The 22,790-nt window shown below is 63.4% G+C and carries 28 protein-coding genes; 18 read left to right on the top strand and 10 right to left on the bottom strand.

Annotated elements, in window-relative coordinates:
- Positions 1-10 precede the first annotated feature (10 nt).
- The 10 genes from NW75_RS00630 to NW75_RS24845 all read right to left on the bottom strand — a co-directional run bounded on the left by NW75_RS00630 (position 11) and on the right by NW75_RS24845 (position 4,416).
- A complete protein-coding gene (locus NW75_RS00630) occupies positions 11-391 on the bottom strand; it encodes a hypothetical protein (RefSeq protein WP_033963060.1) in 381 nt (126 codons plus the stop codon).
- A 141-nt stretch (positions 392-532) separates the two neighbouring features.
- Complete coding sequence (locus tag NW75_RS00625) at positions 533-904, bottom strand: DUF1622 domain-containing protein (RefSeq protein ID WP_033963148.1); 372 nt, start codon at positions 902-904, stop codon at positions 533-535.
- 76 nt (positions 905-980) lie between these two features.
- Positions 981-1,277 (bottom strand): hypothetical protein, encoded by a 297-nt coding sequence (locus NW75_RS24185; protein WP_156142944.1) that lies wholly within the window; start codon positions 1,275-1,277, stop codon positions 981-983.
- A gap of 80 nt (positions 1,278-1,357) precedes the next feature.
- A complete protein-coding gene (locus NW75_RS00620; protein ID WP_010405637.1) occupies positions 1,358-1,822 on the bottom strand; it encodes a heavy metal-responsive transcriptional regulator in 465 nt (154 codons plus the stop codon).
- Positions 1,823-1,924: 102 nt separating this feature from the next.
- Positions 1,925-2,263 (bottom strand): hypothetical protein, encoded by a 339-nt coding sequence (locus NW75_RS00615; RefSeq protein ID WP_010405638.1) that lies wholly within the window; start codon positions 2,261-2,263, stop codon positions 1,925-1,927.
- Between the two features lie 86 nt (positions 2,264-2,349).
- A complete protein-coding gene (locus NW75_RS00610; protein ID WP_010405639.1) occupies positions 2,350-2,565 on the bottom strand; it encodes a hypothetical protein in 216 nt (71 codons plus the stop codon).
- Between the two features lie 2 nt (positions 2,566-2,567).
- A complete protein-coding gene (locus NW75_RS00605) occupies positions 2,568-3,047 on the bottom strand; it encodes a MerR family transcriptional regulator (RefSeq protein WP_033963057.1) in 480 nt (159 codons plus the stop codon).
- A 174-nt stretch (positions 3,048-3,221) separates the two neighbouring features.
- A complete protein-coding gene (locus tag NW75_RS00600; protein ID WP_010405641.1) occupies positions 3,222-3,584 on the bottom strand; it encodes a hypothetical protein in 363 nt (120 codons plus the stop codon).
- Between the two features lie 139 nt (positions 3,585-3,723).
- A complete protein-coding gene (locus tag NW75_RS00595; protein ID WP_010405642.1) occupies positions 3,724-4,083 on the bottom strand; it encodes a hypothetical protein in 360 nt (119 codons plus the stop codon).
- A gap of 177 nt (positions 4,084-4,260) precedes the next feature.
- Positions 4,261-4,416, bottom strand: coding sequence for a hypothetical protein (locus NW75_RS24845; RefSeq protein ID WP_197057680.1), 156 nt, complete (start codon positions 4,414-4,416; stop codon positions 4,261-4,263).
- A gap of 448 nt (positions 4,417-4,864) precedes the next feature.
- Here NW75_RS24845 and NW75_RS28005 point away from each other — a divergent pair, with 448 nt between their 5' ends.
- From NW75_RS28005 to NW75_RS00500, 18 genes are all read left to right on the top strand, one after another.
- Entirely contained in the window at positions 4,865-5,278 is a 414-nt protein-coding gene (locus NW75_RS28005; protein ID WP_231564837.1) for a DUF2933 domain-containing protein, read from the top strand.
- Positions 5,275-5,949 (top strand): methyltransferase family protein, encoded by a 675-nt coding sequence (locus NW75_RS00580; protein ID WP_010405645.1) that lies wholly within the window; start codon positions 5,275-5,277, stop codon positions 5,947-5,949. The genes NW75_RS28005 and NW75_RS00580 overlap by 4 nt, the downstream gene beginning before the upstream one ends.
- A gap of 162 nt (positions 5,950-6,111) precedes the next feature.
- Entirely contained in the window at positions 6,112-6,861 is a 750-nt protein-coding gene (locus NW75_RS00575; RefSeq protein ID WP_010405646.1) for a Bax inhibitor-1/YccA family protein, read from the top strand.
- 78 nt (positions 6,862-6,939) lie between these two features.
- Positions 6,940-9,372, top strand: a complete 2,433-nt coding sequence (locus NW75_RS00570; protein WP_231564836.1) for a heavy metal translocating P-type ATPase — start codon at positions 6,940-6,942, stop codon at positions 9,370-9,372.
- Between the two features lie 82 nt (positions 9,373-9,454).
- The gene (gene ppk2 / locus NW75_RS00565; protein ID WP_231564834.1) at positions 9,455-10,219 is read left to right on the top strand and encodes a polyphosphate kinase 2; all 765 of its coding nucleotides are present in this window, start codon (positions 9,455-9,457) and stop codon (positions 10,217-10,219) included.
- Positions 10,220-10,416: 197 nt separating this feature from the next.
- The gene (locus tag NW75_RS00560; protein WP_231564832.1) at positions 10,417-11,670 is read left to right on the top strand and encodes a hypothetical protein; all 1,254 of its coding nucleotides are present in this window, start codon (positions 10,417-10,419) and stop codon (positions 11,668-11,670) included.
- 171 nt (positions 11,671-11,841) lie between these two features.
- Positions 11,842-13,260 carry a F0F1 ATP synthase subunit beta gene (gene atpD / locus NW75_RS00555; RefSeq protein ID WP_010405650.1) on the top strand — a complete coding sequence of 473 codons (1,419 nt, stop codon included), beginning with the start codon at positions 11,842-11,844 and terminating at the stop codon, positions 13,258-13,260.
- Positions 13,257-13,667 (top strand): F0F1 ATP synthase subunit epsilon, encoded by a 411-nt coding sequence (locus NW75_RS00550; RefSeq protein WP_010405651.1) that lies wholly within the window; start codon positions 13,257-13,259, stop codon positions 13,665-13,667. Before atpD ends, NW75_RS00550 begins: the two co-directional genes overlap by 4 nt.
- Entirely contained in the window at positions 13,664-13,945 is a 282-nt protein-coding gene (locus tag NW75_RS00545; RefSeq protein WP_010405653.1) for an AtpZ/AtpI family protein, read from the top strand. The genes NW75_RS00550 and NW75_RS00545 overlap by 4 nt, the downstream gene beginning before the upstream one ends.
- Positions 13,942-14,208 carry an N-ATPase subunit AtpR gene (locus NW75_RS00540; protein WP_010405654.1) on the top strand — a complete coding sequence of 89 codons (267 nt, stop codon included), beginning with the start codon at positions 13,942-13,944 and terminating at the stop codon, positions 14,206-14,208. Before NW75_RS00545 ends, NW75_RS00540 begins: the two co-directional genes overlap by 4 nt.
- Positions 14,205-14,909, top strand: a complete 705-nt coding sequence (locus NW75_RS00535; protein WP_010405655.1) for a F0F1 ATP synthase subunit A — start codon at positions 14,205-14,207, stop codon at positions 14,907-14,909. The genes NW75_RS00540 and NW75_RS00535 overlap by 4 nt, the downstream gene beginning before the upstream one ends.
- Positions 14,906-15,148, top strand: a complete 243-nt coding sequence (locus tag NW75_RS00530; protein ID WP_010405656.1) for a F0F1 ATP synthase subunit C — start codon at positions 14,906-14,908, stop codon at positions 15,146-15,148. The genes NW75_RS00535 and NW75_RS00530 overlap by 4 nt, the downstream gene beginning before the upstream one ends.
- A gap of 1 nt (position 15,149) precedes the next feature.
- Complete coding sequence (locus NW75_RS00525; protein WP_033963045.1) at positions 15,150-15,512, top strand: hypothetical protein; 363 nt, start codon at positions 15,150-15,152, stop codon at positions 15,510-15,512.
- The gene (locus NW75_RS00520) at positions 15,497-15,901 is read left to right on the top strand and encodes a hypothetical protein (protein WP_052191966.1); all 405 of its coding nucleotides are present in this window, start codon (positions 15,497-15,499) and stop codon (positions 15,899-15,901) included. Before NW75_RS00525 ends, NW75_RS00520 begins: the two co-directional genes overlap by 16 nt.
- Entirely contained in the window at positions 15,882-17,402 is a 1,521-nt protein-coding gene (locus NW75_RS00515; protein WP_033963044.1) for a F0F1 ATP synthase subunit alpha, read from the top strand. Before NW75_RS00520 ends, NW75_RS00515 begins: the two co-directional genes overlap by 20 nt.
- On the top strand, positions 17,399-18,265 hold the full coding sequence (locus tag NW75_RS00510) for a F0F1 ATP synthase subunit gamma (protein ID WP_010405659.1): 867 nt from the start codon (positions 17,399-17,401) through the stop codon (positions 18,263-18,265). The genes NW75_RS00515 and NW75_RS00510 overlap by 4 nt, the downstream gene beginning before the upstream one ends.
- Positions 18,266-18,479: 214 nt before the next feature.
- Positions 18,480-20,861 carry a phosphoketolase family protein gene (locus tag NW75_RS00505; protein ID WP_033963140.1) on the top strand — a complete coding sequence of 794 codons (2,382 nt, stop codon included), beginning with the start codon at positions 18,480-18,482 and terminating at the stop codon, positions 20,859-20,861.
- 158 nt (positions 20,862-21,019) lie between these two features.
- The gene (locus tag NW75_RS00500) at positions 21,020-22,780 is read left to right on the top strand and encodes a PHA/PHB synthase family protein (RefSeq protein WP_010405662.1); all 1,761 of its coding nucleotides are present in this window, start codon (positions 21,020-21,022) and stop codon (positions 22,778-22,780) included.
- Positions 22,781-22,790 lie beyond the last annotated feature (10 nt).

Genomic DNA, 22,790 nt, shown 5'->3' with positions numbered 1-22,790 from the left:
GAGGACTTCCTTACATGTCATCCTTCATGGGCATCGGCTTGTCCGCGGGCATCGGCGCCGGCTTCGCGGCGGCGGGTTTCGGATGGCGGTGCGGGGCGGCCTTGTGCTTGGCCATCGGCTTCTTCTTCATGCCGCAGCATCCGGCCTTCTTCGCCATCGGAGGCATGGCCGCGGGCATCTTGTCGTGCTGCATCGGCATGCCGGCCATGCCCGGCATCGCGTCGTGCTTCTCCATCATGCCGCCTGCCGGCATCGACCTGTCGGCGGGAGGCGCGGGCTGGGCCGAAGTCTGGCCGGCGGCTTGCCCTTGGGCGGAAGCGATGGCGGGCGACAGCAAGATGGAACCTGCCAGCGCAAGCGCGCGCAAGCGGAAAGAACCTGTCATGATCATAATCAATACTCCATTGCAATGACCTGGCCGATCATCCGGCTGGCCACGGTTCTGAGGGACCACAGATGGATTTTGGCCAATATACGTAATTTCCTATTCGCCCGGCGTCGTCGCCTGGCCGCCAGGAGCCGGCGACGACACTCAATCATCGCGTGGGGTTCCTGTCGCTCTCTGCCACGGCCAACGGCCCTTGATCTCGACCTCGAGCGAGAAACTCAGGAAGGTTCGTATCAGTACGATGCCGGCAAGGACCGCGAGGCTGCTGAGCGTGGGCTGGATCGCGATGGTGTTGATGATGTCGGCCGCGACCAGGAATTCGAGTCCGAGAAGAATGGCTTCGCCAAGGCTCGACCTGAAGCTGCCCACCACATGCTGGTCGATCGGACCTTTCACGGATTGCTGCAGGAATCTGATCAGCGAAGAACCCGCGCCCACGACGATGATCGCCGTCCCCGTGACTTCAATTGCCCGCGTGATCCAGTGGATGCCCTCCACGATGAGGCTCTCGGTCATCGCGGGCACCGGTGCATCACGTGGCGAACCCTGCGACCGCCCAATGCGACGAGGCGATCGGGTTCGCGTTCGATGATCACCATGCGTTTTCGGGCGGCCCCGGGGCGGCGGTCTCCGGCCGCGCCAGGGAATAGAAGATGGTGTCACCGAGTTCGTACCACTTCCCGGTGGCGCGCGGTGTCCGGTCGGGCAAACGGAGTTCGTTGTAAGAGCCGTCTGCCCTGAACTCCCAGGCTGTGCCGGTCTCGCATCCGGACCGGGCATCGAACGACCAGATACCGACAAGATCCGTTTTCGTGCCACGACCCTGGGCGGGCTGGCTCTCCGCAACAGAAGGCTGGGCCAGGCCGCCAGCTGCAGCGACGATAGCCAAGGCCAAACCTGCTCGGCGGCGGAGCGACGGGGACCGGCCGGGCCAAAGCAACGGCGGACCCAAGCGCTGCAAAACGGGTCTCATGAGGGCGCCTTCACCGCGCCGGCTGCAGGAGGGTTTCCGTGCCCTGGTGCGTCTTCCCTGGGAATGCTCGCGAGATGCGCGAGGATCGGGCAATCCGCGATGGGAATGTCGATCGAGCATTGGGCGGACAGGGCGGACAGGGCGGTCTTGATGCGGGTCAGATCATCGATACGGGTGGTCGCTTCATTGATCTTGCTCTCGGTGATGGCCAGGACATCGGCAGTTGTCGCGGTGTCGGACGCGCGCAAATCGAGCAGGCTTCCGATTTCGCGAAGCGTGAAACCCAGCAGCTGCCCCTTGCGGATGAACCGCACGCGCTCGAGATCGGCGTCGCCATAGGTGCGGTAACCGGCAGAAGACCGGGCGGGCGGAGGAAGCAGACCGTTGCGCTCGTAATAGCGGATGGTATCGGGACGGATGCCGAGCGCACGCGACAGCTTTCCGATCGTGAAATATGTCATGGCGCGTCTCCGTTGCCGCGACCATTCGAAAGGTCGCGGCATTATTCCTTCGATTTGATCTTGCTCGGCCCAGGCAGCGCCGGGCGTTCCCGCCCGCTTTGCTTACATGTCCTTCATCGGGGCGGACTGACTGTTGTCGGGCGTGCTCGTAGGCGGGGCGCCATTGGGCATCATCGGCCCACCCCGGCGCATGTCGCTGTGGTCCATATCCTGACGGTGGCGCTCATCCATATCGGCCGCCGCGTTGTCGGTCCCGACAGAGTCCGTGGCGGCGGCGGTGTCGTTTTCAAGCGCGCCGGGCGCGCTTGCAGAGGCATTGGAGGCAGCCTGGTTTTGCGTGCCGTCCGTCTTCTTGCCGCACGCAGCAAGCGTTCCGAGAAGCGCAAGGGCTGTGAGCCCCGAGACGATCTTCCCGGACGTATTCGTGAGGTGAGTCTTCATGATGTGTCTCCGAATGAGAGTGAGCGGTCGAACGCAAATCCCGTCGGACGAGCTTGATAAGCGTGCTCGACCGACGGATCAGGGTGTCATTGCTGCTTGAGAATCTGCAGGCAGCGATCGTGCGAGAGATTCATCGGGTTGCGCCCCTGTCCCTTCATCTCGTTGTGATCATGGGGCGTCGCGAGACCCATATTGTCTTCCATGGCCTTGCAGCTCGCGATCTGCGCGCTAGTCGGCGGAATGGTCGCGCAAGCGCCGAGCAGCGCCAGTGGTAGCAATCCCAGCGAGATAGAGTATTTCATGTTCAGTCCTTCCCGGTGCAGGTGGTGTGGTCCTCTCCCACGGAAATTTGTTCTGGTTGATCTGCGGCCAATTGAGACAGCCGCCCGTCCCGAACCAGAAAGAGGATCGGGCAAGGGTCGCTTTCGGCTTCGTGCGAGGGCGCTTCACCCAGCTGCTCAAGGCCTGTTTCGATAAGCTTGAGCTGTTCCACCCTGGCCAGTGCTTCGTGCAGTTTGACCCGCGTGACGGCGAGGATCTCCGACCCGGCGAGGGCGTCTCCGGCCCGCACCAGCAGGAGCGCCTGCGTTTCGGTGAGGGTGTAACCGAGCCCCTGTGCAGCGCGAACGAACTTGATGCGTTCGACGTCTGCAGGATGATAGACGCGGTATCCTGCACTGGTCCGTTGCGGAGCGGGGAGCAGGCCGGTGCGCTCATAATAGCGTATGGTATCCTTTCGAACGCCGGCAGCCTCGGCCAGCTCACCGATTCTAAGCCGTGACATGGCAAGTCTCGGAGGCACCGTGCCGCTTGGACCTAGGTCCAGGGTCAAGAGAAATATTTGGACGTCGGTCGATCATCGCCGCTCTCCTGTCCGCTCAAACGCCGCGCGATTTTTCGTTGCTTGCGGTCGCCATCAGGCATCATGGGGAGCGGCAAGCCCCTCCCCGGCACTCCCTTATTTCTTGCGGAGCTCGACGATGTCGTGAACTGCGGGCGTGCCGTCGGCGACGCTCACATGCGCGAAATGGTCATCGAAAATATGGTCGACCCTGACGTGGCCGATGAGGTCTCGACGATAAGCGGGGCCAGTTCCTTTGAAGCCGGAGCCGGGCAGCGTCTTCATGCGATAGACGTCGAGCACCTGTCCGACTGTCGCGCCATCGGCTTTGCCGACACACACGATCGTTCCGGTCGTGTCTTTGCCGACAATGGATCCGCGCATGAAGAATGTGTGGCCGATGCCGGTCGCCAGAGCGGGAACCGCGCCGGCGAGGGCGATACCAGCGAGGGCCAGCGATATTGATTTCCTGAAACGCATCTCGATTCCTTTCAATTCATGTCCCCGAGCGCCAAGTCCGGTGTTCGTCGTTTGATTGCGAGCGCTGGTGCCGGTCTGGTTTCGCAGCGAGGTGTCGCGTTGATGGTAGGGGACGGCGATCGCCGTCCCCGCTGCCAGCTTATTTCTTGCGGAGTTCGACGATGTCGTGGACCGCGGGAGTGCCATCGGCGACGCTCACATGCGCGAAATGGTCATCGAAGATATGATCGATCTTGACGTGCCCGACGGCCACGCGACGGAAGCCCGCGCCGGGGGTCTTCGAAGGACCAGGCGTGCTTTGCACACGGTAGACCTCGAGGACCTGTCCGACAGTCGCGCCATCGGCCTTGCCGACGCAGACGACCGTTCCGGTCGAGTCTTTGCCGACGATCGATCCGCGCATGAAAAAGCTGTGGCCGATGCCCTGGGCGAAGGTGGGCGCGGCGCCGAGCATGGCGAGGCCAGCAAGCGCGATGGTGATCTTCTTCTTGAGCAACATGGTGGAAGCCTCCTTGGCTGAGTTTACAAGACCCGCCGAGGAAACCTGGCGGTGAAGAACCTTTCTTCGCCACCAGAACTATGGACCCAGCTCCCGACTCAATATGCGTAATGTTACGAGGACGGATCAAAGGCTCCGGGGAGACATCTTTGCGTCTTACGCTTCTCTATTCGCTACTCATTTGCTTGGAACATCGCACAAAAAGGGGAGGACCCAGCCGGATTCCCGCTCGGCCCTGCACCATAGATAGAGACCGAACATCGCCAGCCCGAAAAGAAGAATCAGGTCAAGAGACAATCCCAGACCGACCGGAATGGCCACGATGTCCGGCAAGGCTCATTGGCCTTGCAGGGCTATGCGCGGCCTCCGAGCGCTTGACGGCCCCTTATGGCAGCCGCAGCGGATGCGAGGTTCAATGACCACGCGCATCTCTCCCGTACGATGCGGCGGTTTATGGTTGTCACGCCAAGGACTGCGGCATGGGCGATGCCCTCCCGCTGACGGCAGCATCGACCAGCGTCGAGTGACCAAGCCTTGGGTGGAATACGTATAGTGGCTGTCTTCGATCCGGCCCAAATTTGGGGGGAAAGGAAGCCGTCATGACCGATGCAAGCAAGCTCAGTGTGATACGATGTGCCGCGAGCAGCGCTGCCGCTCTTTCCACTGTCTTCGTGCTTTGCTGGCTCGCGGCGACTTTGTTCGGTCCGATCGGGTCACACATGTTTGTGACGATGTTCACGCCAGCTCCGCCGGGATCGTTCGTCGCGCTGGGGGCGGGGTTGTGCTGGTCGATCGTCTTCGGAGCAGCCGTGGGAGGTCTCTTCGCCGCATTCCACAATTGGATCGGTCATTGGCAGCGTCCCTAGGACGGCGCAGCGCAAGTGAGCAATCAGCAATTTTTAACGAGTTCTATATTCAAGGAAACGTGATCATGGAACGGCAACGACCGGCACATACTGGGAAAGAGAATTTCCTGACGTCGCGCGCGGGCATCGTGATGATGGGCTTTCTTGCGCTCGGTTTCGTGCTGCTGTTCACGGAGCATCGCGCGCATGTACTTGGCGCGCTGCCCTTTCTGCTGCTGCTGTCGTGTCCCCTGATGCACCTCTTCATGCATCACGGACATGGGCATAGTCACGATGGAACACCGCAGCCGGGGGCCGATCGTTCGCCCCATGAGGTTCAGGGCCAGTGACGGGCCATGCGCAAGCCTATGGCCTTTGGGATCTCGTCGTCGTCAATGCGGCGGTGTTCATCCTGTTCGCCTACAGTTTCTTCAAGCCGCGAACCACTCGGGACTGGCGATCGTTCAGCGCATTCAGCGCGTTCCTTGTGGCGCTGTTCGTCGAAATGTACGGCTTCCCACTGACCCTCTATGTCCTGTCCGGGTGGCTGCAGAGCCATTATCCCAATATCGACTGGTTCTCACATGATGCCGGGCATCTGCTTGAGATGCTTTTCGGCTGGCGGGCTAATCCGCATGCCGGGCCATTCCATATCATGAGCTTTTTCCTGATCGGCGGCGGGTTCATTCTGATCTCGACAGGTTGGAAGGCGCTGTACGACGCGCAAAAGGTCCACGAGCTCGCGACCCAGGGCATCTATTCCTATGTGCGGCACCCGCAATATGTCGGGTTCGTGCTGGTGATATTCGGGTTCCTGCTGCAATGGCCGACGATCCTGACGCTCGCGATGTTCCCGGTGCTCGTCGTCATGTATTTGCGGTTGGCGCGGACCGAGGAGCGTGAGGCGCTGGCCGAATTTGGCGATGCCTATCGTCGCTACACAAAGACCGTTCCACCGTTCGTGCCCCACCTCGCGCGCCTGTTCGGGGCAAAGCGTGACGCAGGAGCGGGTCAGCGATGAATTCCCTGCCAGCCGACCGGCGCAAATCCCGAGGGAACCGCTCAGCCGTCCGCCCGGCATCGGGACGCGGCGCACAGACTGGCGCGGCTGCATGTACGGTGCCGGTCGCCTCGCCGAAGTGACTGAACCTTGAAACCGCCACACCGAGAAGAAGCACTGGCTATGGCAGATCCGCTGAAACCGACCACATCGCCGCTTACTGCTGGCAGGAATCCGGTAATCCCCGCGGTCGCCTTCGATGCGGGACTGCGAACATATATGCTCGCAGTCTACAACTACATGGCCAGCGGTCTGTTGTTGACCGGGATCGTCGCGATGTTGGTTGCGAACAGCGCCGGGGTACGCGCCGTGTTTTTCGCCGCGAGCGGCACTCCGACACTGCTCGGATGGATAGCGGTCTTCGCACCGCTCGCCCTCGTCTTCACGCTAAGCGTCGGTATCAACCGGCTGTCCGAACCCACCGTCAAGGCATTGTTCTGGACGTATGCGATCCTGATGGGCGTGTCGCTGTCGACCATCCTTCTCGCCTATACCGGCGTGAGTGTCGCACGCACATTCTTCGTTACGGCCGCAGCCTTCGGAGGCCTGAGCCTGTGGGGGTACACTACCAAGAGGAACCTGTCGGCGTTCGGGACCTTCCTGATCATGGGCGTCGTCGGCCTGCTCATCGCCATGATTGTCAACATGTTCCTGCGGTCGTCCACTTTGGATCTCATCGTCAGCGCGATCGGCGTGCTTCTGTTTGCGGGCCTGACTGCGTTTGACACGCAAAAGATCAAGAGCGTCTACTTCGATGTGGCCGGTACCGAGTTTCGCGGCAAGGCGGTCGTGATGGGAGCGCTGACGCTCTATCTCGACTTCCTCAACCTGTTCCTGTTCCTGCTGCGCTTCATGGGTGATCGGCGGCAATAGGTCAGCCGTGATGACTGGCCCACACGCGCAGGCCTTCGCGGCGGGCGCATCTATGGCTGCCGACCCGTCGGCAGCGCCTTGCCTCGATTTCGGAGACCTGCCTTGAAGACGTCGACCTTCGATCTGCGTGGATCATTCGGAACACTCGACCATCTCGGGGTCGAAAAGCAGTTGCTGCGGGTTCCCGGCGTGACGCGGGTCTCCGCGAACGCCGCCTCCGACAGCGTCACCGTCAGCTTTGATGAAGCGCGCACCAGCGAAGCCGCGATAGAGGAGAAGATCGCGGATTGCGGCTTCCATTGCGGCGGCCGGCTCGTCCCGCGGCATGTGTGCGTGATCGGAAGCACAACCCTGTCCTCTGTCTTGCCCGCCGCGACGCACCCTGCCGATCATCGTTCCGATGGAGTCGCCGCCAAATCGGTTGCTCCCGATCGCAAGCCCGTGACGGCCGAACACGACGCCATGGCGCACGAGATGGGCCATGGCGACGGCAAGGACATGGCGACGATGGCGCGCGACATGCGCAACAGGTTTATCGTCAGCCTCGTTTTTGGCCTGCCGATCTTCGCGCTGTCGCCAATGGGCCTGGACCATCCCCTGCTGAAACCGATGTTCGGACTCAGTCTCGACCTGACCCTGTTCCTGCTTGCCAGCGCCGCGATCCTCTATCCGGTCTGGCCCTTCGTGGTCGCCGCGATCCGCGCGCTTCGAAACGGTGTGCTCAACATGGCGGTGCTCGTCCTGTTGAGCGTCGGTACCGGTTATCTGTTCAGCGTGGCGTCGACATTCCTGTTCAAGGGCGAGCAATTTTACGAGGCTTCCGCGGTCCTGCTCATCTTCATCCTGCTCGGCCATTGGCTGGAGATGCGCGCCCGCGCCGGCGCGTCCCAGGCAATCCGCGCGCTCATGGATCTGGCGCCGCCTATGGCGACCGTGGAGCGGGACGGAAAGGACGTCGAAGTGCCGACCGCGGAGGTACTGGCCGGCGATGTCGTGCTGATCCGGCCGGGCAACAAGATTCCTGTCGACGGCGAAATCCTCGAAGGCAAATCCGAGGTCGACGAGTCGATGCTCACGGGCGAATCGATGCCGGTGTCGAAGGCGCCCGGCGACACAGTGATCGGCGCGACGATCAACCGCAGCGGCAGCTTCCGCTACCGTGCGACCAAGGTGGGCGCCGACACCGCGCTCGCCCAGATCGTCAAGCTCGTCCAGGAAGCGCAGAACTCGAAGGCGCCGGCACAACTGCTCGCCGACCGGGCATCGCAGTGGCTGGTGCTCGCGGCAATTCTGATCGGTCTCGCGACGTTCGCCATCTGGTACTGGATGCTGGGTGGGACACTGCTGTTTGCGCTGACCATGACGATCACGGTCTTCGTGATCGCCTGCCCGGACGCCCTTGGCCTTGCCACGCCGATGGCGATAATGGTCGGCACCGGCCTTGGCGCGATGAACGGCATCCTGTTCAAGAATGCCAGCGCGCTCGAGGATGCGACCAAGCTTGACGTCATCGTGTTCGACAAAACGGGCACGCTCACCATGGGCCGGCCCAACGTTGTCGAGGTTGTCACAGCGGAAGGCATAACCCGGGACGAGGTGCTTCGCATCGCCGGCGCGATCGAGCGCAACTCCGACCACCCGCTTGCGATCGCGGTCCTCGAAGGTGCATCCGGTATCACCCTTCCTGAGACGCGCGACTTTGCCAATATCGAGGGGAAGGGCGCCAGCGCCCAAGTCGAGGGCGCAACCGTGCTGCTTGGCAACCGGCGCCTCATGGATGAAGGAAAAGTCGCGCTGGGTGCCCTCGAGGAACCTGGCGAACGCCTGAAAGGGGCTGGGCGCACCGTCGTCCATGTTGCGCGCGGCGGCGAGATTCTCGGGTTGATCGCCATAGCGGATGCGGCGCGGCCAACCGCGAAGGCGACCGTCGCGGCGCTTCGGGAGCGCGGCGTCAAGGTCGCGATGATTACCGGCGACAACGCCGGCACGGCCAAGCGAATCGCCGATGAGCTTGGCATCGACATCGTCCTTGCCGACGTGCTTCCCGGTCAAAAGGCGGAGAAGGTCAAGGAGCTGCAGGCCCAGGGCCAGCGTGTCGGCATGGTCGGTGACGGAGTCAACGATGCCCCCGCGCTTACCCAGGCCGACGTAGGGTTTGCGATCGGGGCGGGCACTGACGTCGCGATGGAAAGCGCCGATGTCGTCCTGATGAAGAGCGATCCTTATGATATTGTCGGTGCCATAGCGCTCTCACGCGCCACGCTTCGCAAGATGCACCAAAATCTGTGGTGGGCGGTCGGCTACAATGTGATCGCCTTTCCACTCGCGGCAGGTGTGCTCTATCCGGTGCTGCTGAGCCCCGAGGTCGCTGCGCTGGCTATGTCGGGCAGCTCCGCACTCGTCGCGGTCAACGCGCTGCTGCTGAAGCGCACCCGGCTGGCGGGTATCAGTCGGGGCGGCATGAGTCGGGCATCAGCGGTGGAGCACAATGCCGTTGGTGCCGCTGTTTGAGACCGGCCCACGAGTGCGGCCCCGGCCCCTCGCGGCCCGCTACCGTGGTGTGTATGATTGCCGACAGGAGAAAGAACCGGTGGTGAAGGCGAAGAACGAGCCCCGTTACGCCGAGCAGCTGCGCGCGCTCCAGATCGGGCTCACCGCCCTGCAGCGGGGAATTATCGAGGATGGCCGCAAGGTGCTGGTCATCGTTGAAGGGCGCGACGCGGCCGGCAAAGACGGCACGATAAAGCGTGTCGTCGAGCACTTGAGCCCGCGCGAAACCCGGGTGGTGGCACTCGGGCCCCCATCGGATCACGATCGCCGGTCGTGGTATTTCCAGCGCTGGGTCCCTCATCTGCCGGCTGCCGGCGAGATCGTCCTGTTCAATCGTAGCTGGTACAATCGCGCCGGGGTGGAGCGCGTGATGGGCTTTTGCACCGACAAGGAATATGAGGAGTTTCTGACGACCGTCCCGATGTTCGAGCAGTTGCTCGAACATTGCGGGGTCACGCTGGTAAAATATTATCTCGATATCTCGAGGGCGGAACAGAAGAAACGCCTGACCGCCCGACGCGAGGATCCGCTCAAACAGTGGAAGATCAGCCCGATCGATGATCAGGCGAACAAGCGCTGGAAGGCCTATAGCAAGGCGCGCGATGCAATGCTCGCCCGCACGCACAGCATCGCAGCACCCTGGACGGTGGTGCGAGGGGACGACAAGCACCAGGCCCGTCTCGCGCTGATCAGGGATATGCTGACCCGGCTGGGAGAAACGGATTCTGATCGCTATGGTCATCCTGATCCCAATACCGCCTTCCTTTATGACGATGCCGCCCGGGAACAGGGCCTGATCGCGCCGTGAGCGAGCCTCTTAGGTCATCGCGCGGAGGGCGAAGTCGTTGCCGCTCACGTGAAATGAAATTTGCATGAGCCAAAGAAGGATCAGGCTATGTTCTGGGTCCAGTTTCTATTCCAGGGAAGCTCGATAGCGTGCCGAGCCTAGAGGAAGCCCGAGTCTCAGACCTCCAGAACGGACGTCCGGAATGCGTTTGCGTCACCTTGGATCGCGCCGCCCTGAGCGACGCCCTCGTCCGGGAGACGGGCGATCTGGCAATGGGAGCGTCATATCTGGAAACGCGTCCACATCTATTCTCGGACGTCGCGGTGTTCATCAATGCGTCCCAACTCGCCGGGATGCAGCGCATCATCGCCGCGATCGAGACGGTCGCCCGCCACCCGGATTATCTAGCAGCCACCATGGCCTGGGCGCCAGTAAGTGCCCGACAGGACTTTGGTCCGCACGGCGTCTTCATGGGCTATGACTTCCATCTGAGCGAGCGCGGCCCGGCCCTGATCGAAATAAATACCAATGCAGGAGGAGCAATGTTGAATGCCGTGCTCGCGCGGGCGCAACGAGTCTGCTGTCCTTCCGAGCCGACAGATTTTCTTCGCGCAGATCCCTTCGAGACCGTGGTCGCGGGCATGTTCTCGAAGGAATGGCGCTATCAACGCGGCAGCGGCGAACCGGTCTCTATCGCCATTGTCGATGACGATCCCGTATCGCAATATCTGTTTCCCGAGTTTCTGCTGACCCGCCATTTGCTGGAGCGGGCCGGCCATAGCGTCTGCATCGCCGATCCTTCTGAATTCGCCTATGCGTCCGGCACTCTTCGCTATGGGGACCGGAATGTGGATCTCATCTACAACCGGCTCGTCGATTTCTCGCTCGATCGACCCGAGCACTCGGCATTGCGAGCGGCATATCTCGATGGCTCGGTGGTCGTAACGCCCAATCCCCATGTCCACGCGAAATTCGCCGACAAGCGCAATCTCACCCTGCTGTCCGACACCGCGCAGCTGCGGGAATGGGGTTTCGACCCGGCAATTGTCGACACGCTTGTTGCCGGGATTCCGGCAACCGAACGGGTCGACAAGGCTTCCGCCGAGCGGCTTTGGGCGGGCCGCAGGCAATTCTTCTTCAAGCCGGCCGGAGGGTATGGGAGCAAAGCGGCCTATCGTGGCGACAAGCTGACGAAATCGGTGTGGGCCGAGATCCTGGAGAGCGACTATGTCGCCCAAGCCTATGTGCGGCCAAGCGAGCGGACCATCCGGCTGGATGGAGAGATGGTCAAGCGCAAGATCGACGTCCGTCTCTACACCTATGATGGGGAGCCACTTGTTGCCGCTGCGCGACTATATCAGGGCCAAACCACCAATATGCGCACCGCCGGTGGCGGTTTCGCGCCTGTTCTGCTGATGGCCGCCGACGATGCGCCGCAGGACTGCGGCAGGTGCACCACCGGGGAAGCGTGAGCCGGACAGAACAGCGAAATTGGCGTCCTGGAATTCGGGACGCATCAGACTTCGCCAGACCGGATTGCATTAGCGATCCGGCGAAGCCGCGGCGCAGAGACGAGCATCCGTATTGTCCCGCATATCGATGGCGCCCGATCTCGCTTTAGCTCCCGTTATGAGAAACTTGAGATGAGCACCGCGGCAACCGACATCGATAAGGCGAGCGGACGCGTCTGCGCGATCCGCGGTCCCGTGCTCGACGTGGAATTTGCCGCCGGCTCGCTCCCGCCAGTCAACGATGCGCTGTGCATCGCAACCCCAACGGGAATGCACATCGCCGAGGTGCAGAGCCATGTCGATGCGCGCACCGTCCGAGCGGTCGCACTCCAGACCACCAGCGGACTCGCGCGCGGCGTCCATGTCGAGGCCACGGGTGCAGCGATCATGGTACCGGTCGGCGATGCGGTTCTGGGCCGCCTGCTCGATGCCACCGGCGTCATTGGCGACGGCGGGGCGGCACTTCCAGTGGACGTTCCGCTTCGCCCAATCCATCGCCAACCGCCGCCACTCGATGCCCAGAGCACAGCGACGACGATGTTCGAGACCGGGATCAAGGTGATCGATCTGCTTGCGCCCCTCGCGCAAGGCGGCAAGGCGGCGATGTTCGGCGGCGCCGGGGTCGGCAAAACCGTGCTGGTGATGGAACTGATCAACGCGATGGTCGCACGCTACGAGGGCGTGTCGGTGTTTGCTGGTATCGGCGAACGCTCGCGCGAAGGGCATGAACTGCTCACCGACATGCGCACTTCCGGCGTGATCGCGAAGACCGTGCTGGTCTTCGGACAGATGAACGAGCCGCCGGGCGCGCGCTGGCGGGTCGGCCTGACCGCGCTTACCATCGCCGAATATTTTCGCGACGAGCAGAAACGCAATGTGCTGCTGCTGATGGATAATGTCTTCCGCTTCGTCCAGGCGGGCAGCGAAGTTTCGGGGCTCTTGGGGCGGATGCCGTCGCGGGTCGGCTATCAGCCGACGCTCGCGAGCGAAGTCGCGGCGCTCCAGGAGCGGATCGCCTCGGTCGCGGGCGCATCGGTGACCGCGATCGAAGCGGTCTATGTGCCCGCTGATGATTTCACCGATCCTGCCGTGACGGCGATCTCGGCGCATCTCGACAGCAATGTGCTCCTGTCACGCACGATGGCCGCGGAGGGCATGTACCCGGCGATCGATCCGCTTGCCTCCACCTCGATCCTGCTCGATCCGCTGGTCGTGGGCGAGGACCATTATGCGCTGGCCCAAAAGGTCCGCGAGACGATCGCTCATTATCGCGAGCTGCAGGACATCATCGCGCTGCTCGGCATGGAGGAACTGGGACAGGAGGATCGGCTGATCGTTGGCCGTGCCCGCCGACTCCAGCGCTTCCTGACGCAGCCTTTTGTCGTAACGCAGGCTTTTACAGGCCAGCCCGGACGATCGGTGCCACTCCACGCCACACTTGATGGCGTGCGCGCCATCCTCGGCGGCGAGGCCGACGACTGGCCCGAAAGTGCCTTCTATATGGTCGGAGACCTGGAAGAGGCGCGCGGCAAGGTGGGGCCCAAGCCATGAGGCTGCGCATCACTGATCCCACCGCGATCATGGTCGACCGGGAGGTCGCCGCGATCCGCGCCGAGGATGCGACGGGCAGCTTTGGCATCCTGAACGGCCACGCCGATTTCCTGACCGCGCTCGACATCTCGGTCGTCTCCTGGCGCGACATGGACGGGCGCGCCGGCTACTGCGCGGTACGCAACGGCATTCTGACGGTGAGTGGCGGCAAGGAGGTCGCGATCGCGACGCGCGAGGCGCATGTCGGCGACGATCTCGACGAACTCGAGACGGTAGTGCTTAGCCGTTACCGCGAGCGCGGTGATGCCGAACGCAGCGGTCGCACCTCCGCGACGCGGCTGCGCATGCGCGCGATCCGGCGCATGGTCGAGGCTCTGCAAGGCGGGCCGGCGGAGATCGGTCTATGACCGAGGCTCTGCCACCCGAGCAGGAACGGCTCGTGGACGCGGTCAAACAGCGCGCCGAACGCCGACGCAGGGCGCGGGGATTGCCCTCCTTTGCGCGCAATTTCGGCCAGATCGGTGTTCTTGGCTGGCAGATCGTCGTGCCGGCGCTGATCGCGCTCGCGATCGGCCGCTGGCTCGACCATCGGCTGTCCAGCGGCATCTTCTGGACCGCGCCGCTGCTGATCCTTGGCGTGAGCCTCGGCTGCTGGTCGGCCTGGAAGTGGATCGGGCGGCAATGACGCCCTGGGCCGTCCTCCTGTTTCTGCTGCTCGGCGCCGCTGCCGGAACAGCACATTACCTCGCTATCGCGAAGGACGCTGACCTGCTCGTCCATGGCGGATCGATTATGCTGTCGCTCGGCCTGCGGCTCGGCCGGATGCTCCTGACGCTCGGCGTGCTGCTCGTTGCCGCAAGGCAGGGCTGGGGGGGCCTACTCGCGGCCGCGGCTGGGTTCATGGCGGCGCGACAGGTCGTGCTGCACCGACTGGGAGCGGTGTCGTGAAGATCGCTTCTCCGCTCGAAAGCCATATCCTCTTCACGATCGGGCCGGTTCCGATCAGCCAGCCGGTTGTCACGACCTGGGGCATCATGGCGGTGCTGACGATCGGCTGTTGGTTTCTGACCCGGCGGCTCGGCCTTCGTCCCACCAGGACCCAGGCGGCGCTGGAACTGGTGGTCGATGTGATCGCGCGCCAGATTCGCGAGACGATGGACGCGGAGCCCCGGCCCTATCTGCCTTTGATCGGGACGCTCTTCATCTTCCTGCTCGTCGCAAACTGGTCATCGCTTTTGCCGGGCGTCGAACCGCCTACGGCGGCCCTCGAAACTGACGCGGCGCTGGCCTTGATCGTGTTCGGCGCGACGCTCTGGTTCGGTGTCCGGGCGCTTGGCGCGCGCGGTTATCTGCGCAGCTTTGCACAGCCGTCGATCCTGCTCGCTCCGCTCAATCTCGTTGAATTGTTTACCCGCAGCTTCTCCCTGATGGTGCGCCTGTTCGGCAATGTCATGAGCGGCGTGTTCATGATCGGCGTCGTGCTGAGCCTTGCCGGGTTGCTCGTACCGATCCCGCTGATGGCGCTCGAGATGCTGACCGGAGCCGTCCAGGCCTACATCTTCGGCGCGCTCGCAATGGTCTTTATCGGCAGCGCCATCAGCGAAGCGAACCCATCCCCGAAAGCGCCGAACCACGAGGTCTCTTCATGAACTGGATCCACATCGTCAGCATCCTCGGCGCGGCGTTCGCCATCGCCATCGGCGCGATCGCGCCAGCACTCGCCCAAGGCAAGGCGGTCGCCGCAGCGATGGACGCGATCGCTCGCCAGCCTGAGGCGGCGAACACCGTCTCGCGCACCCTGTTCGTGGGCCTGGCCATGATCGAGACGATGGCGATCTATTGTCTCGTGATCGCGCTGCTGCTGCTCTTCGCCAATCCCTTCGCCTGACATGCGTATCGACTGGTGGACGCTGGCGCTGCAGGCGATCAACGTCGTCATCCTCGTCTGGCTGCTCGCACGCTTCCTGTTTCGTCCGGTGATGGGGGCTATCACCGCGCGCCAGACGGCTATGGACCAGCTGCTCGCCGATGCGGAGTCTGCGAAGGCAGCTGCGCTCAAGCTGGAAGCGGATCTCAAGGCGCAGACCGACGCCTTCGCCGCCGATGGAGAGGCACGCCGGTCAGCTTTGCTGGCCAGCATAGAGGCCGAACGCAGCCGCCTCCTTGATGCGGCCACGACCGAGACCGATGCAAAAGCGAAGCAGGCGCTTGCTTCTGTCGAGATGCGCAAAAGGGCATGGCGACACAGCTAGAGGAAAAAGCGGCGGTGCTCGCGGGACAGATGGCGTCTGCGTTGCTGCACCGGCTACCGGCCGGGGCCACCACCGATATGATGTTCGCTGCCCTGCTCGAACGGATCGAACGCCTGCCGATCGAGGAACGCCGGGCCCTGGCCGGTGACGCTCCTCTCGCCATCGTGACGCCGGCCGCGCTCGATGGGGAGGCCCAGGCGCGGTGCGTGCAAAAGCTCGCAGAGGCGCTGCCGGGGCTTGCAGCACCGACTTTCACCGTCGATCCCGCGCTGATTGCCGGGTTCGAGCTCCATGGACCGCACATGCTCGTCCGCAACAGCTGGCGAGCCGATCTCGACACGCAGCTGGCGGCACTCAAGGAGGACGATCATGCCGGGCTCCGCGGATGAATGGCTTGCCCGGGCCGCGACGCGCGTGGCCGCGGCGGAAATCGGCGCACAGGTCCGCCAGATCGGCCGCGTCGAATCCATCGGCGATGGCGTAGCGCTGGTCTCGGGTTTGGCGGAGGCCCGGCTCGACGAATTGCTGCAGTTTGCCGGAGGTCAGGCGGGCTTCGTACAAACGCTCGACCGCGATCGCATCGGCTGCGTGATGCTCGAGGATGCTGACAGCATCGAGGCGGGGGACATCGTCTCGGGCACCGGCGCAGTGGTGCGCACGCAAGTGGGGCGGGGACTGCTCGGCCGTATCGTCGATCCACTCGGCCGGCCACTCGACGGCGGGCCGGCGATCGTCGCCGAGCGGTTCGAGCCGGTGGAGCGTCCCGCGCCGTCGATTATCGAGCGCGACCTCGTCGTTCAGCCGGTGCAGACCGGGATTTTGGTCATCGACGCGATGTTCGCGCTCGGCCGCGGCCAGCGCGAGCTGATCCTGGGCGACCGCGCGACCGGCAAGACCGCGCTCGCCGTCGATGCGATCATCAACCAGCGGTCGAGCGACATGATATGCATCTATGTCGCGATCGGCCAGAAATCCTCCAGTGTCGCGCGCGTGATCGATCAGGTGCGCCGCCATGGCGCGCCGGAACGCTGCATCTTCGTGGTCGCGAGCCCGGCTTCCGCACCGGGGTTGCAATGGGTCGCGCCATTTGCCGCGTTCACCATGGCGGAATATTTCCGCGATCAGGGCGGTCATGCGCTCGTCGTGCTCGACGACCTCACCAGGCATGCCGCCACGCACCGCGAGATCGCGCTGCTGACCGGCCAGCCGCCGGGACGCGAGGCCTATCCGGGCGACGTTTTCTACCTCCATTCGCGGTTGCTGGAGCGCGCCGCCCGCATGTCGCCCGAAAAGGGCGGCGGTTCGCTCACGGCGCTGCCGATCGCGGAGACCGATGCCGGCAATGTCAGCGCCTATATCCCGACCAACCTGATCTCGATCACTGACGGGCAGATCGTGCTCGACACCCGGATGTTCGCCGAAGGCCACAAACCCGCGGTCGATGTCGGCACCAGCGTCAGTCGCGTAGGCGGCAAGACGCAGGCCCGGGCGCTGCGGGACACGAGCGGCACGATGCGGCTCGACTATGCCCAGTTCCTCGAACTCGAGATGTTCACCCGCTTCGGCGAGCAGCCAGAGCCGCGCGTGAAGGCCCAGATCGAGCGTGGGAGGCGGCTGCGCGCATTGCTCTCCCAGCCGCGCTTCCAGCCTCTGCGGGTCGTGGATCAGGTGGCGCTGGCAATCGCGCTCACGGAGGGCCTCCTGGATGCCCTGGCGATCCCCGACATCGCTGCGATCCGCGCGACGCTGCCGTCATGGCTCGATGCCAATGCCGCCGAGCTCATAGGGCAGGTCGAGGAAAAGGGGACAATGGATGCGACGTTGCGGGCCGCATTGTTGGCGGCCGTAAAGCGGATGATCGCCAGTTCCAGCGCTGGCGCCGCGACATGAGCGATCGTCTGGCCACTGTCGGGCGACGGATCGCCACGGTGCGGCAACTCGGTGCGGTGGTCAATGCGATGCGCGGCATCGCCGGCGCCCGTGCCCAGCAGGGCCGCGCGTTGTTGCCCGCGATCCGCGCCTATGCCGCGACGGCGGGCCATGCGATTGGGAGGGCGCGGCAGCTACAGACAGGATCTGCGGCACCGCCGCTGAACAGCGCAAAGGGCAAGACAGGTCTTATCGTCTTCGGCGCAGAGCAGGGGTTCGCGGGCGCCTTTCCAGAGCAGGTCTTGAACGCCGCTGCGAGCGATTCCCGAGTGGCGCACATCTTCCTCGTCGGCGATCGTGCCGCCGCGCTTGCTGCCGAGCGGACACTGCCCGTTGCCTGGGCCACCAGCCTTCCTAGTCGCGCCGCTGCGCTTGCCGATATGGCAACCGAGCTGCTTGGCGCCCTCTACGACTATGTGGCCATGGCCGGCGCGGTCCCGGTCGCAATGATCTATCCGGTCTGGACGGCAGGGCATGGTGCGTCGGTCGTCCGCCGCAGTCTTTTGCCGCTCGATCCAGATATGTTTCCGCCGGAGCCAGTTGGGTCGATACCCCTGATCAATCTGACGGCAGGCGAACTCGTCGAGCGCTTGGCCCAGGAATATGTCTTCGCCCAGTTGTGCGAAGCGGCCACCGAGGCCTTCGCCGCTGAAAACGAGGCTCGCATGGCGACGATGGCGGCCGCGAAAACCAATATCGACGCCAGACTCCAGGCGCTTGAACGCGAGGAACGGCTGACGCGTCAGGAGGAAATCACCGCCGAGGTGGTTGAGCTGGCGGCCGGGGCACGCGCACGCTGCCGAACCAGGACGGTATCGGAGTAGGGGGCTGAGCTGATGCCGGAAGCGACGTGATTGCCTGGCATAAGTGTGCGGCACTGCCATCCGTATCAATACGCATGTTGCGAGCGGTCTGCGCCATTCATGGGTGCGCAAGCAGTTCGAGCGCTGCGCGGTGGCGCATCAGCGTTCCGGCATTACACCAGCTCCGGCTAGGCGGCCGGGAACCCATGCCTTTTCAGTTTCAGGAAGAATGACCATGGACCCGCAGCCCGAGGCAAATGGCCAGCCACTCTCCAGCGATGAGATCGGCCTGATCCACGCCTGGTGGCGCGCCGCCAATTACCTCTCGGTTGGGCAGATTTATCTTCTCGATAATCCGCTGCTCCGCGAACCGCTCAAGATGGATCACGTCAAGCCGCGGCTGCTTGGACACTGGGGTACGACCCCCGGGCTTAACTTCCTCTATGTGCACCTCAATCGTGTCATCAAGGCGCGCGGCCTCAATGCGCTCTTCATCGCCGGGCCTGGTCATGGCGCACCAGGTGTCGTCGCCAACACATGGCTCGAGGGCACCTATAGCGAGGTCTATCCTGCCATCGGTCCCGACGAAGATGGCCTGCGCCAGCTTTTCCGGCAATTCTCCTTCCCTGGCGGCATTCCCAGTCATGCGTCACCCGATACGCCCGGTTCAATCCATGAAGGTGGTGAACTGGGTTATTCGCTTCTGCATGCGTTTGGCGCCGCCTTCGACAATCCCGATCTGATCGTTGCTTGCGTCGTCGGCGACGGCGAAGCGGAGACCGGACCGCTGGCGACCTCGTGGCACAGCAACAAGTTCCTTAATCCCGCGACCGACGGGGCCGTTCTGCCAATCCTGCATCTCAACGGTTACAAGATCGCAAGTCCGACTGTCCTTGCGCGCATTTCGCACACCGAGCTCGACGCGCTGTTTCGCGGTTATGGCTACCTGCCGATCTTGGTCGACGGCGAGGAGCCGGACGCGATGCACCAGGCGATGGCGGCCGCGCTAGACGATGCGGTCGATCGGATACACGCGATCCAGAAGGCCACGCGCGAAGGTGGGGTCACGACGCGTCCGCTCTGGCCGATGATCGTCCTGCGCAGCATGAAGGGTTGGACCGGGCCCAAGATCGTCGACGGGCAGAAGAGTGAAGGCTTCTGGCGCGCGCACCAGGTTCCGTTCACGATGGACAAGCCCGAGCATCTTGGGCTGCTCGAGGAATGGATGCGCAGCTACCATCCGGAAGAACTGTTCGACGATGGCGGGCGGCTTCGGCCCGAAATCGCGTCTCTGGCTCCGCGCGGCGACCGGCGGATGAGTGCCAATCCGCATGCCAATGGCGGGGCTCTAATGCGCCCTCTGCGGTTACCCGACTTCGCGTCCTACGCGGTCCCGGTCGTTCATCCCGGCCAGACCGACGGCGAGGCGACCCAGGTGATGGGCACGTTCCTGCGCGACGTGATGCGGGAGAACGCCCAAGCCCGCAACTTCCGCGTTTTCGGCCCGGACGAGACAGCATCCAACCGGTTGCAGACGATCTTCGAAGCCACCGACCGGAGTTGGGATGCGGAGACGATTGCGGACGATGTCCATCTCGATCCCAGCGGACGCGTCATGGAGGTGCTGAGCGAACATTGCTGCCAGGGATGGCTGGAAGGCTATCTGCTGACGGGCCGCCACGGCCTGTTTTCCTGCTACGAGGCGTTCATCCACATCGTCGATTCGATGGTCAACCAGCACGCCAAATGGCTGAAGACGGCAAAGGAGGTGCCTTGGCGTCGCCCGATCGCTTCGCTCAATTATCTGCTGACCTCTCACGTCTGGCGCCAGGATCATAATGGCTTCAGCCATCAGGATCCCGGATTTGTCGATCATGTCGTCAACAAGAAGGCTGACATCGTGCGGGTCTATTTCCCGCCCGACGCCAATACCCTGCTTTTTGTCACCGACCATTGCCTGCGCAGCTGGGACCGAATCAATGTCATCGTCGCCGGCAAGCAACCTTCGCCCCAGTGGCTCGACATGAATGCGGCGATCAAGCACTGCACGCGCGGCATCGGTATCTGGGATTGGGCCAGCAACGATCGCAGCGGAGAGCCGGATGTCGTCATGGCGTGTGCTGGCGACGTTCCTACGCTGGAGACACTGGCCGCGGTCGGCCTGTTGCGCATGCAACTCCCCGACCTTAAGGTCCGCGTCGTCAACGTCGTCGATCTGATGACGTTGCAGCCCAACAGCCAGCACCCTCATGGGCTCAGCGACAGCGCGTTCGACGCGCTCTTCACGACGGATAAGCCGGTAATCTTCGCCTATCATGGTTATCCGGCACTAATTCATCGGCTCACCTACAAGCGCACCAACCACCAGAATATCCACGTCCACGGGTTCGAAGAGGAGGGCTCGACGACGACGCCTTTCGACATGGTGGTCCGCAACCATCTCGACCGCTTCCATCTCATGGGGAAGGTTATCGACCATGTGGAGCTGCCCGATAGCGCGGCCGCCTACGCCAAGCAGACGATCGATGATCAGCTGGTCGAGCACAAGCGGTACATTGCGGCACACGGGATCGATATGCCTGCCGTTCGCGACTGGCGGTGGCCCTCCGGAGCCTGATGGGTCACCGAGACGGGCGGTTTGGGAGAGCCGCGCCCCGGGAGACATGGCAGGCATTCTGCGCGTGCGCTCGTTAACGGACAAGCATATGGGGACATTACGTAATGTTGTTTCGAGCCATGCCGGGCATGCCGCGACGTCCCCCGGAGAAACGCTCCATGATCGATACGTCCGCAGACTGTGCCAAGTGCGACCCGCTCGACGGCATCGCCCAGACGCTCGACCATGCCTCGGCCGCGGCAATCGCGCAGATGACCTCTGGCCTGTCGCCGGTGACAATGATGCAGGCGGGGCTGGACTGGTGTGCTCATCTCACCATATCGCCGGGCAAGCGGCTGCAGCTTGCCGGCAAGGCAGGGCGAAAGGTCCAGCGGATTACCGATTATGCCGTGCGACGCGTGGGGCAGGTCGATGCCGCGCCGGCGATCGAGCCGCTACCGCAGGACCGGCGCTTTATCGGTCCGGCCTGGCGGCAGTTCCCTTTCGACCTGATCTCGCAATCCTTCCTTCTCACGCAGCAATGGTGGCATGCGGCGACCACCGGCATCAGCGGCGTGTCCAGGCATCATGAAGAGATGGTGGCGTTCGCGGCACGGCAGATGCTCGACGTCATCGCGCCAACCAACTTCTTCGCGACCAATCCCGTGCTCCAGCGCAAGATCATCGAGACCGGTGGTGAGTGCCTGGTCGAGGGTGCGAAGCATTGGATGGAGGATGCGGAGCGGCGCGCCCGAGGCGAGCCGCCCTTAGGGACGGAGGCGTTCCGCGCCGGGGAGACGGTCGCGGTCACGCCCGGCAAGGTGGTGTTCCGCAATGCGCTGGTGGAGCTCATCCAATATGCGCCGACGACCGGGATCGTCCGCCCCGAGCCGATCCTCATCGTTCCCGCCTGGATCATGAAATATTACATCTTCGACCTCTCGCCGGAAAACTCCCTGATCCGCTGGCTGGTGGCCGAGGGCTATACCGTGTTCGTCCTGTCCTGGCATAATCCCGTGAGCGCCGATCGTGATCTCGACATCGACGCCTATCGACGCCTCGGACCGATGGCGGCGCTCGACGTTGTCACGGCGATCACGGGCTCGGCCAAGGTCCACGGTGTCGGCTATTGTCTCGGCGGGACGCTGCTGGCGATCACCGCATCGGCCATGGCCCGCGACGGAGATGAACGCTTGGCGTCGCTCAGCCTGTTCGCCGCACAGACCGAGTTCAGCGAGCCGGGCGAACTCGGCCTGTTCATCGACGAGGCACAGCTCAATCTGCTCGACAACATGATGTGGAGCCGTGGCTATCTTGACAGCCAACAGATGGGCGGCGCCTTCCAGATTTTGCGATCCAACGACCTGATCTGGTCGCAGATCCTCGGCACCTATCTGATGGGCGAGCGCGAACCCATGACCGACCTGATGGCATGGAATGCGGACGGAACGCGCATGCCCTACGCCATGCACAGCGAATATCTGCGCACGCTCTTTCTCGACGACGATCTTGCCGAAGGCCGGTTCAAGGTCGAGGGCCGCACGATCACGCTTTCGTCGCTGCGTCAGCAAATCTTTGTAGTGGGGACAGATCGCGATCATGTCGCACCCTGGCGGTCGGTCCACAAGCTGCACTGGCTGAGCAGCGCCGAGATTCGCTTCGTCCTGGCCAGCGGCGGGCACAATGCCGGCATCGTTTCCGAGCCCGGGCATCGCCACCGCAGCTATCATGTCGCGACCCGCGTCCTTGACGGCCCCGCGCTCGATCCGGATGATTGGCTGGACCAGGCCGAGGCGCACGAGGGATCGTGGTGGCCCGAATGGGCGGCTTGGCTCGGCGACCATTCGGGCCGTCCGCAGGCGCCGCCGCCGATGGGCAATGCTGAAAAGAGCCTGACGCCGCTCTGCGACGCACCCGGCCAGTATGTGCTGGAGCGCTGAGCGGTGAGCA

Source organism: Sphingomonas sp. Ant H11, assembly GCF_000797515.1.
Taxonomy (GTDB): domain Bacteria; phylum Pseudomonadota; class Alphaproteobacteria; order Sphingomonadales; family Sphingomonadaceae; genus Sphingomonas.
This window is presented reverse-complemented; position numbering and strand designations above follow the sequence as displayed.

What these genes read in the sequence shown, in the direction of transcription:
- NW75_RS00630 (WP_033963060.1), bottom strand. Translation starts at nt 391, where the DNA reads ATGATCATGACAGGTTCTTTCCGCTTGCGCGCGCTTGCGCTGGCAGGT.
- NW75_RS00625 (WP_033963148.1), bottom strand. Translation starts at nt 904, where the DNA reads ATGACCGAGAGCCTCATCGTGGAGGGCATCCACTGGATCACGCGGGCA.
- NW75_RS00620 (WP_010405637.1), bottom strand. Translation starts at nt 1,822, where the DNA reads ATGACATATTTCACGATCGGAAAGCTGTCGCGTGCGCTCGGCATCCGT.
- NW75_RS00615 (WP_010405638.1), bottom strand. Translation starts at nt 2,263, where the DNA reads ATGAAGACTCACCTCACGAATACGTCCGGGAAGATCGTCTCGGGGCTC.
- NW75_RS00610 (WP_010405639.1), bottom strand. Translation starts at nt 2,565, where the DNA reads ATGAAATACTCTATCTCGCTGGGATTGCTACCACTGGCGCTGCTCGGC.
- NW75_RS00605 (WP_033963057.1), bottom strand. Translation starts at nt 3,047, where the DNA reads ATGTCACGGCTTAGAATCGGTGAGCTGGCCGAGGCTGCCGGCGTTCGA.
- NW75_RS00600 (WP_010405641.1), bottom strand. Translation starts at nt 3,584, where the DNA reads ATGCGTTTCAGGAAATCAATATCGCTGGCCCTCGCTGGTATCGCCCTC.
- NW75_RS00595 (WP_010405642.1), bottom strand. Translation starts at nt 4,083, where the DNA reads ATGTTGCTCAAGAAGAAGATCACCATCGCGCTTGCTGGCCTCGCCATG.
- NW75_RS00575 (WP_010405646.1), top strand. Translation starts at nt 6,112, where the DNA reads ATGGCAGATCCGCTGAAACCGACCACATCGCCGCTTACTGCTGGCAGG.
- atpD (WP_010405650.1), top strand. Translation starts at nt 11,842, where the DNA reads ATGAGCACCGCGGCAACCGACATCGATAAGGCGAGCGGACGCGTCTGC.
- NW75_RS00550 (WP_010405651.1), top strand. Translation starts at nt 13,257, where the DNA reads ATGAGGCTGCGCATCACTGATCCCACCGCGATCATGGTCGACCGGGAG.
- NW75_RS00545 (WP_010405653.1), top strand. Translation starts at nt 13,664, where the DNA reads ATGACCGAGGCTCTGCCACCCGAGCAGGAACGGCTCGTGGACGCGGTC.
- NW75_RS00540 (WP_010405654.1), top strand. Translation starts at nt 13,942, where the DNA reads ATGACGCCCTGGGCCGTCCTCCTGTTTCTGCTGCTCGGCGCCGCTGCC.
- NW75_RS00530 (WP_010405656.1), top strand. Translation starts at nt 14,906, where the DNA reads ATGAACTGGATCCACATCGTCAGCATCCTCGGCGCGGCGTTCGCCATC.
- NW75_RS00525 (WP_033963045.1), top strand. Translation starts at nt 15,150, where the DNA reads ATGCGTATCGACTGGTGGACGCTGGCGCTGCAGGCGATCAACGTCGTC.
- NW75_RS00520 (WP_052191966.1), top strand. Translation starts at nt 15,497, where the DNA reads ATGGCGACACAGCTAGAGGAAAAAGCGGCGGTGCTCGCGGGACAGATG.
- NW75_RS00515 (WP_033963044.1), top strand. Translation starts at nt 15,882, where the DNA reads ATGCCGGGCTCCGCGGATGAATGGCTTGCCCGGGCCGCGACGCGCGTG.
- NW75_RS00510 (WP_010405659.1), top strand. Translation starts at nt 17,399, where the DNA reads ATGAGCGATCGTCTGGCCACTGTCGGGCGACGGATCGCCACGGTGCGG.
- NW75_RS00505 (WP_033963140.1), top strand. Translation starts at nt 18,480, where the DNA reads ATGGACCCGCAGCCCGAGGCAAATGGCCAGCCACTCTCCAGCGATGAG.
- NW75_RS00500 (WP_010405662.1), top strand. Translation starts at nt 21,020, where the DNA reads ATGATCGATACGTCCGCAGACTGTGCCAAGTGCGACCCGCTCGACGGC.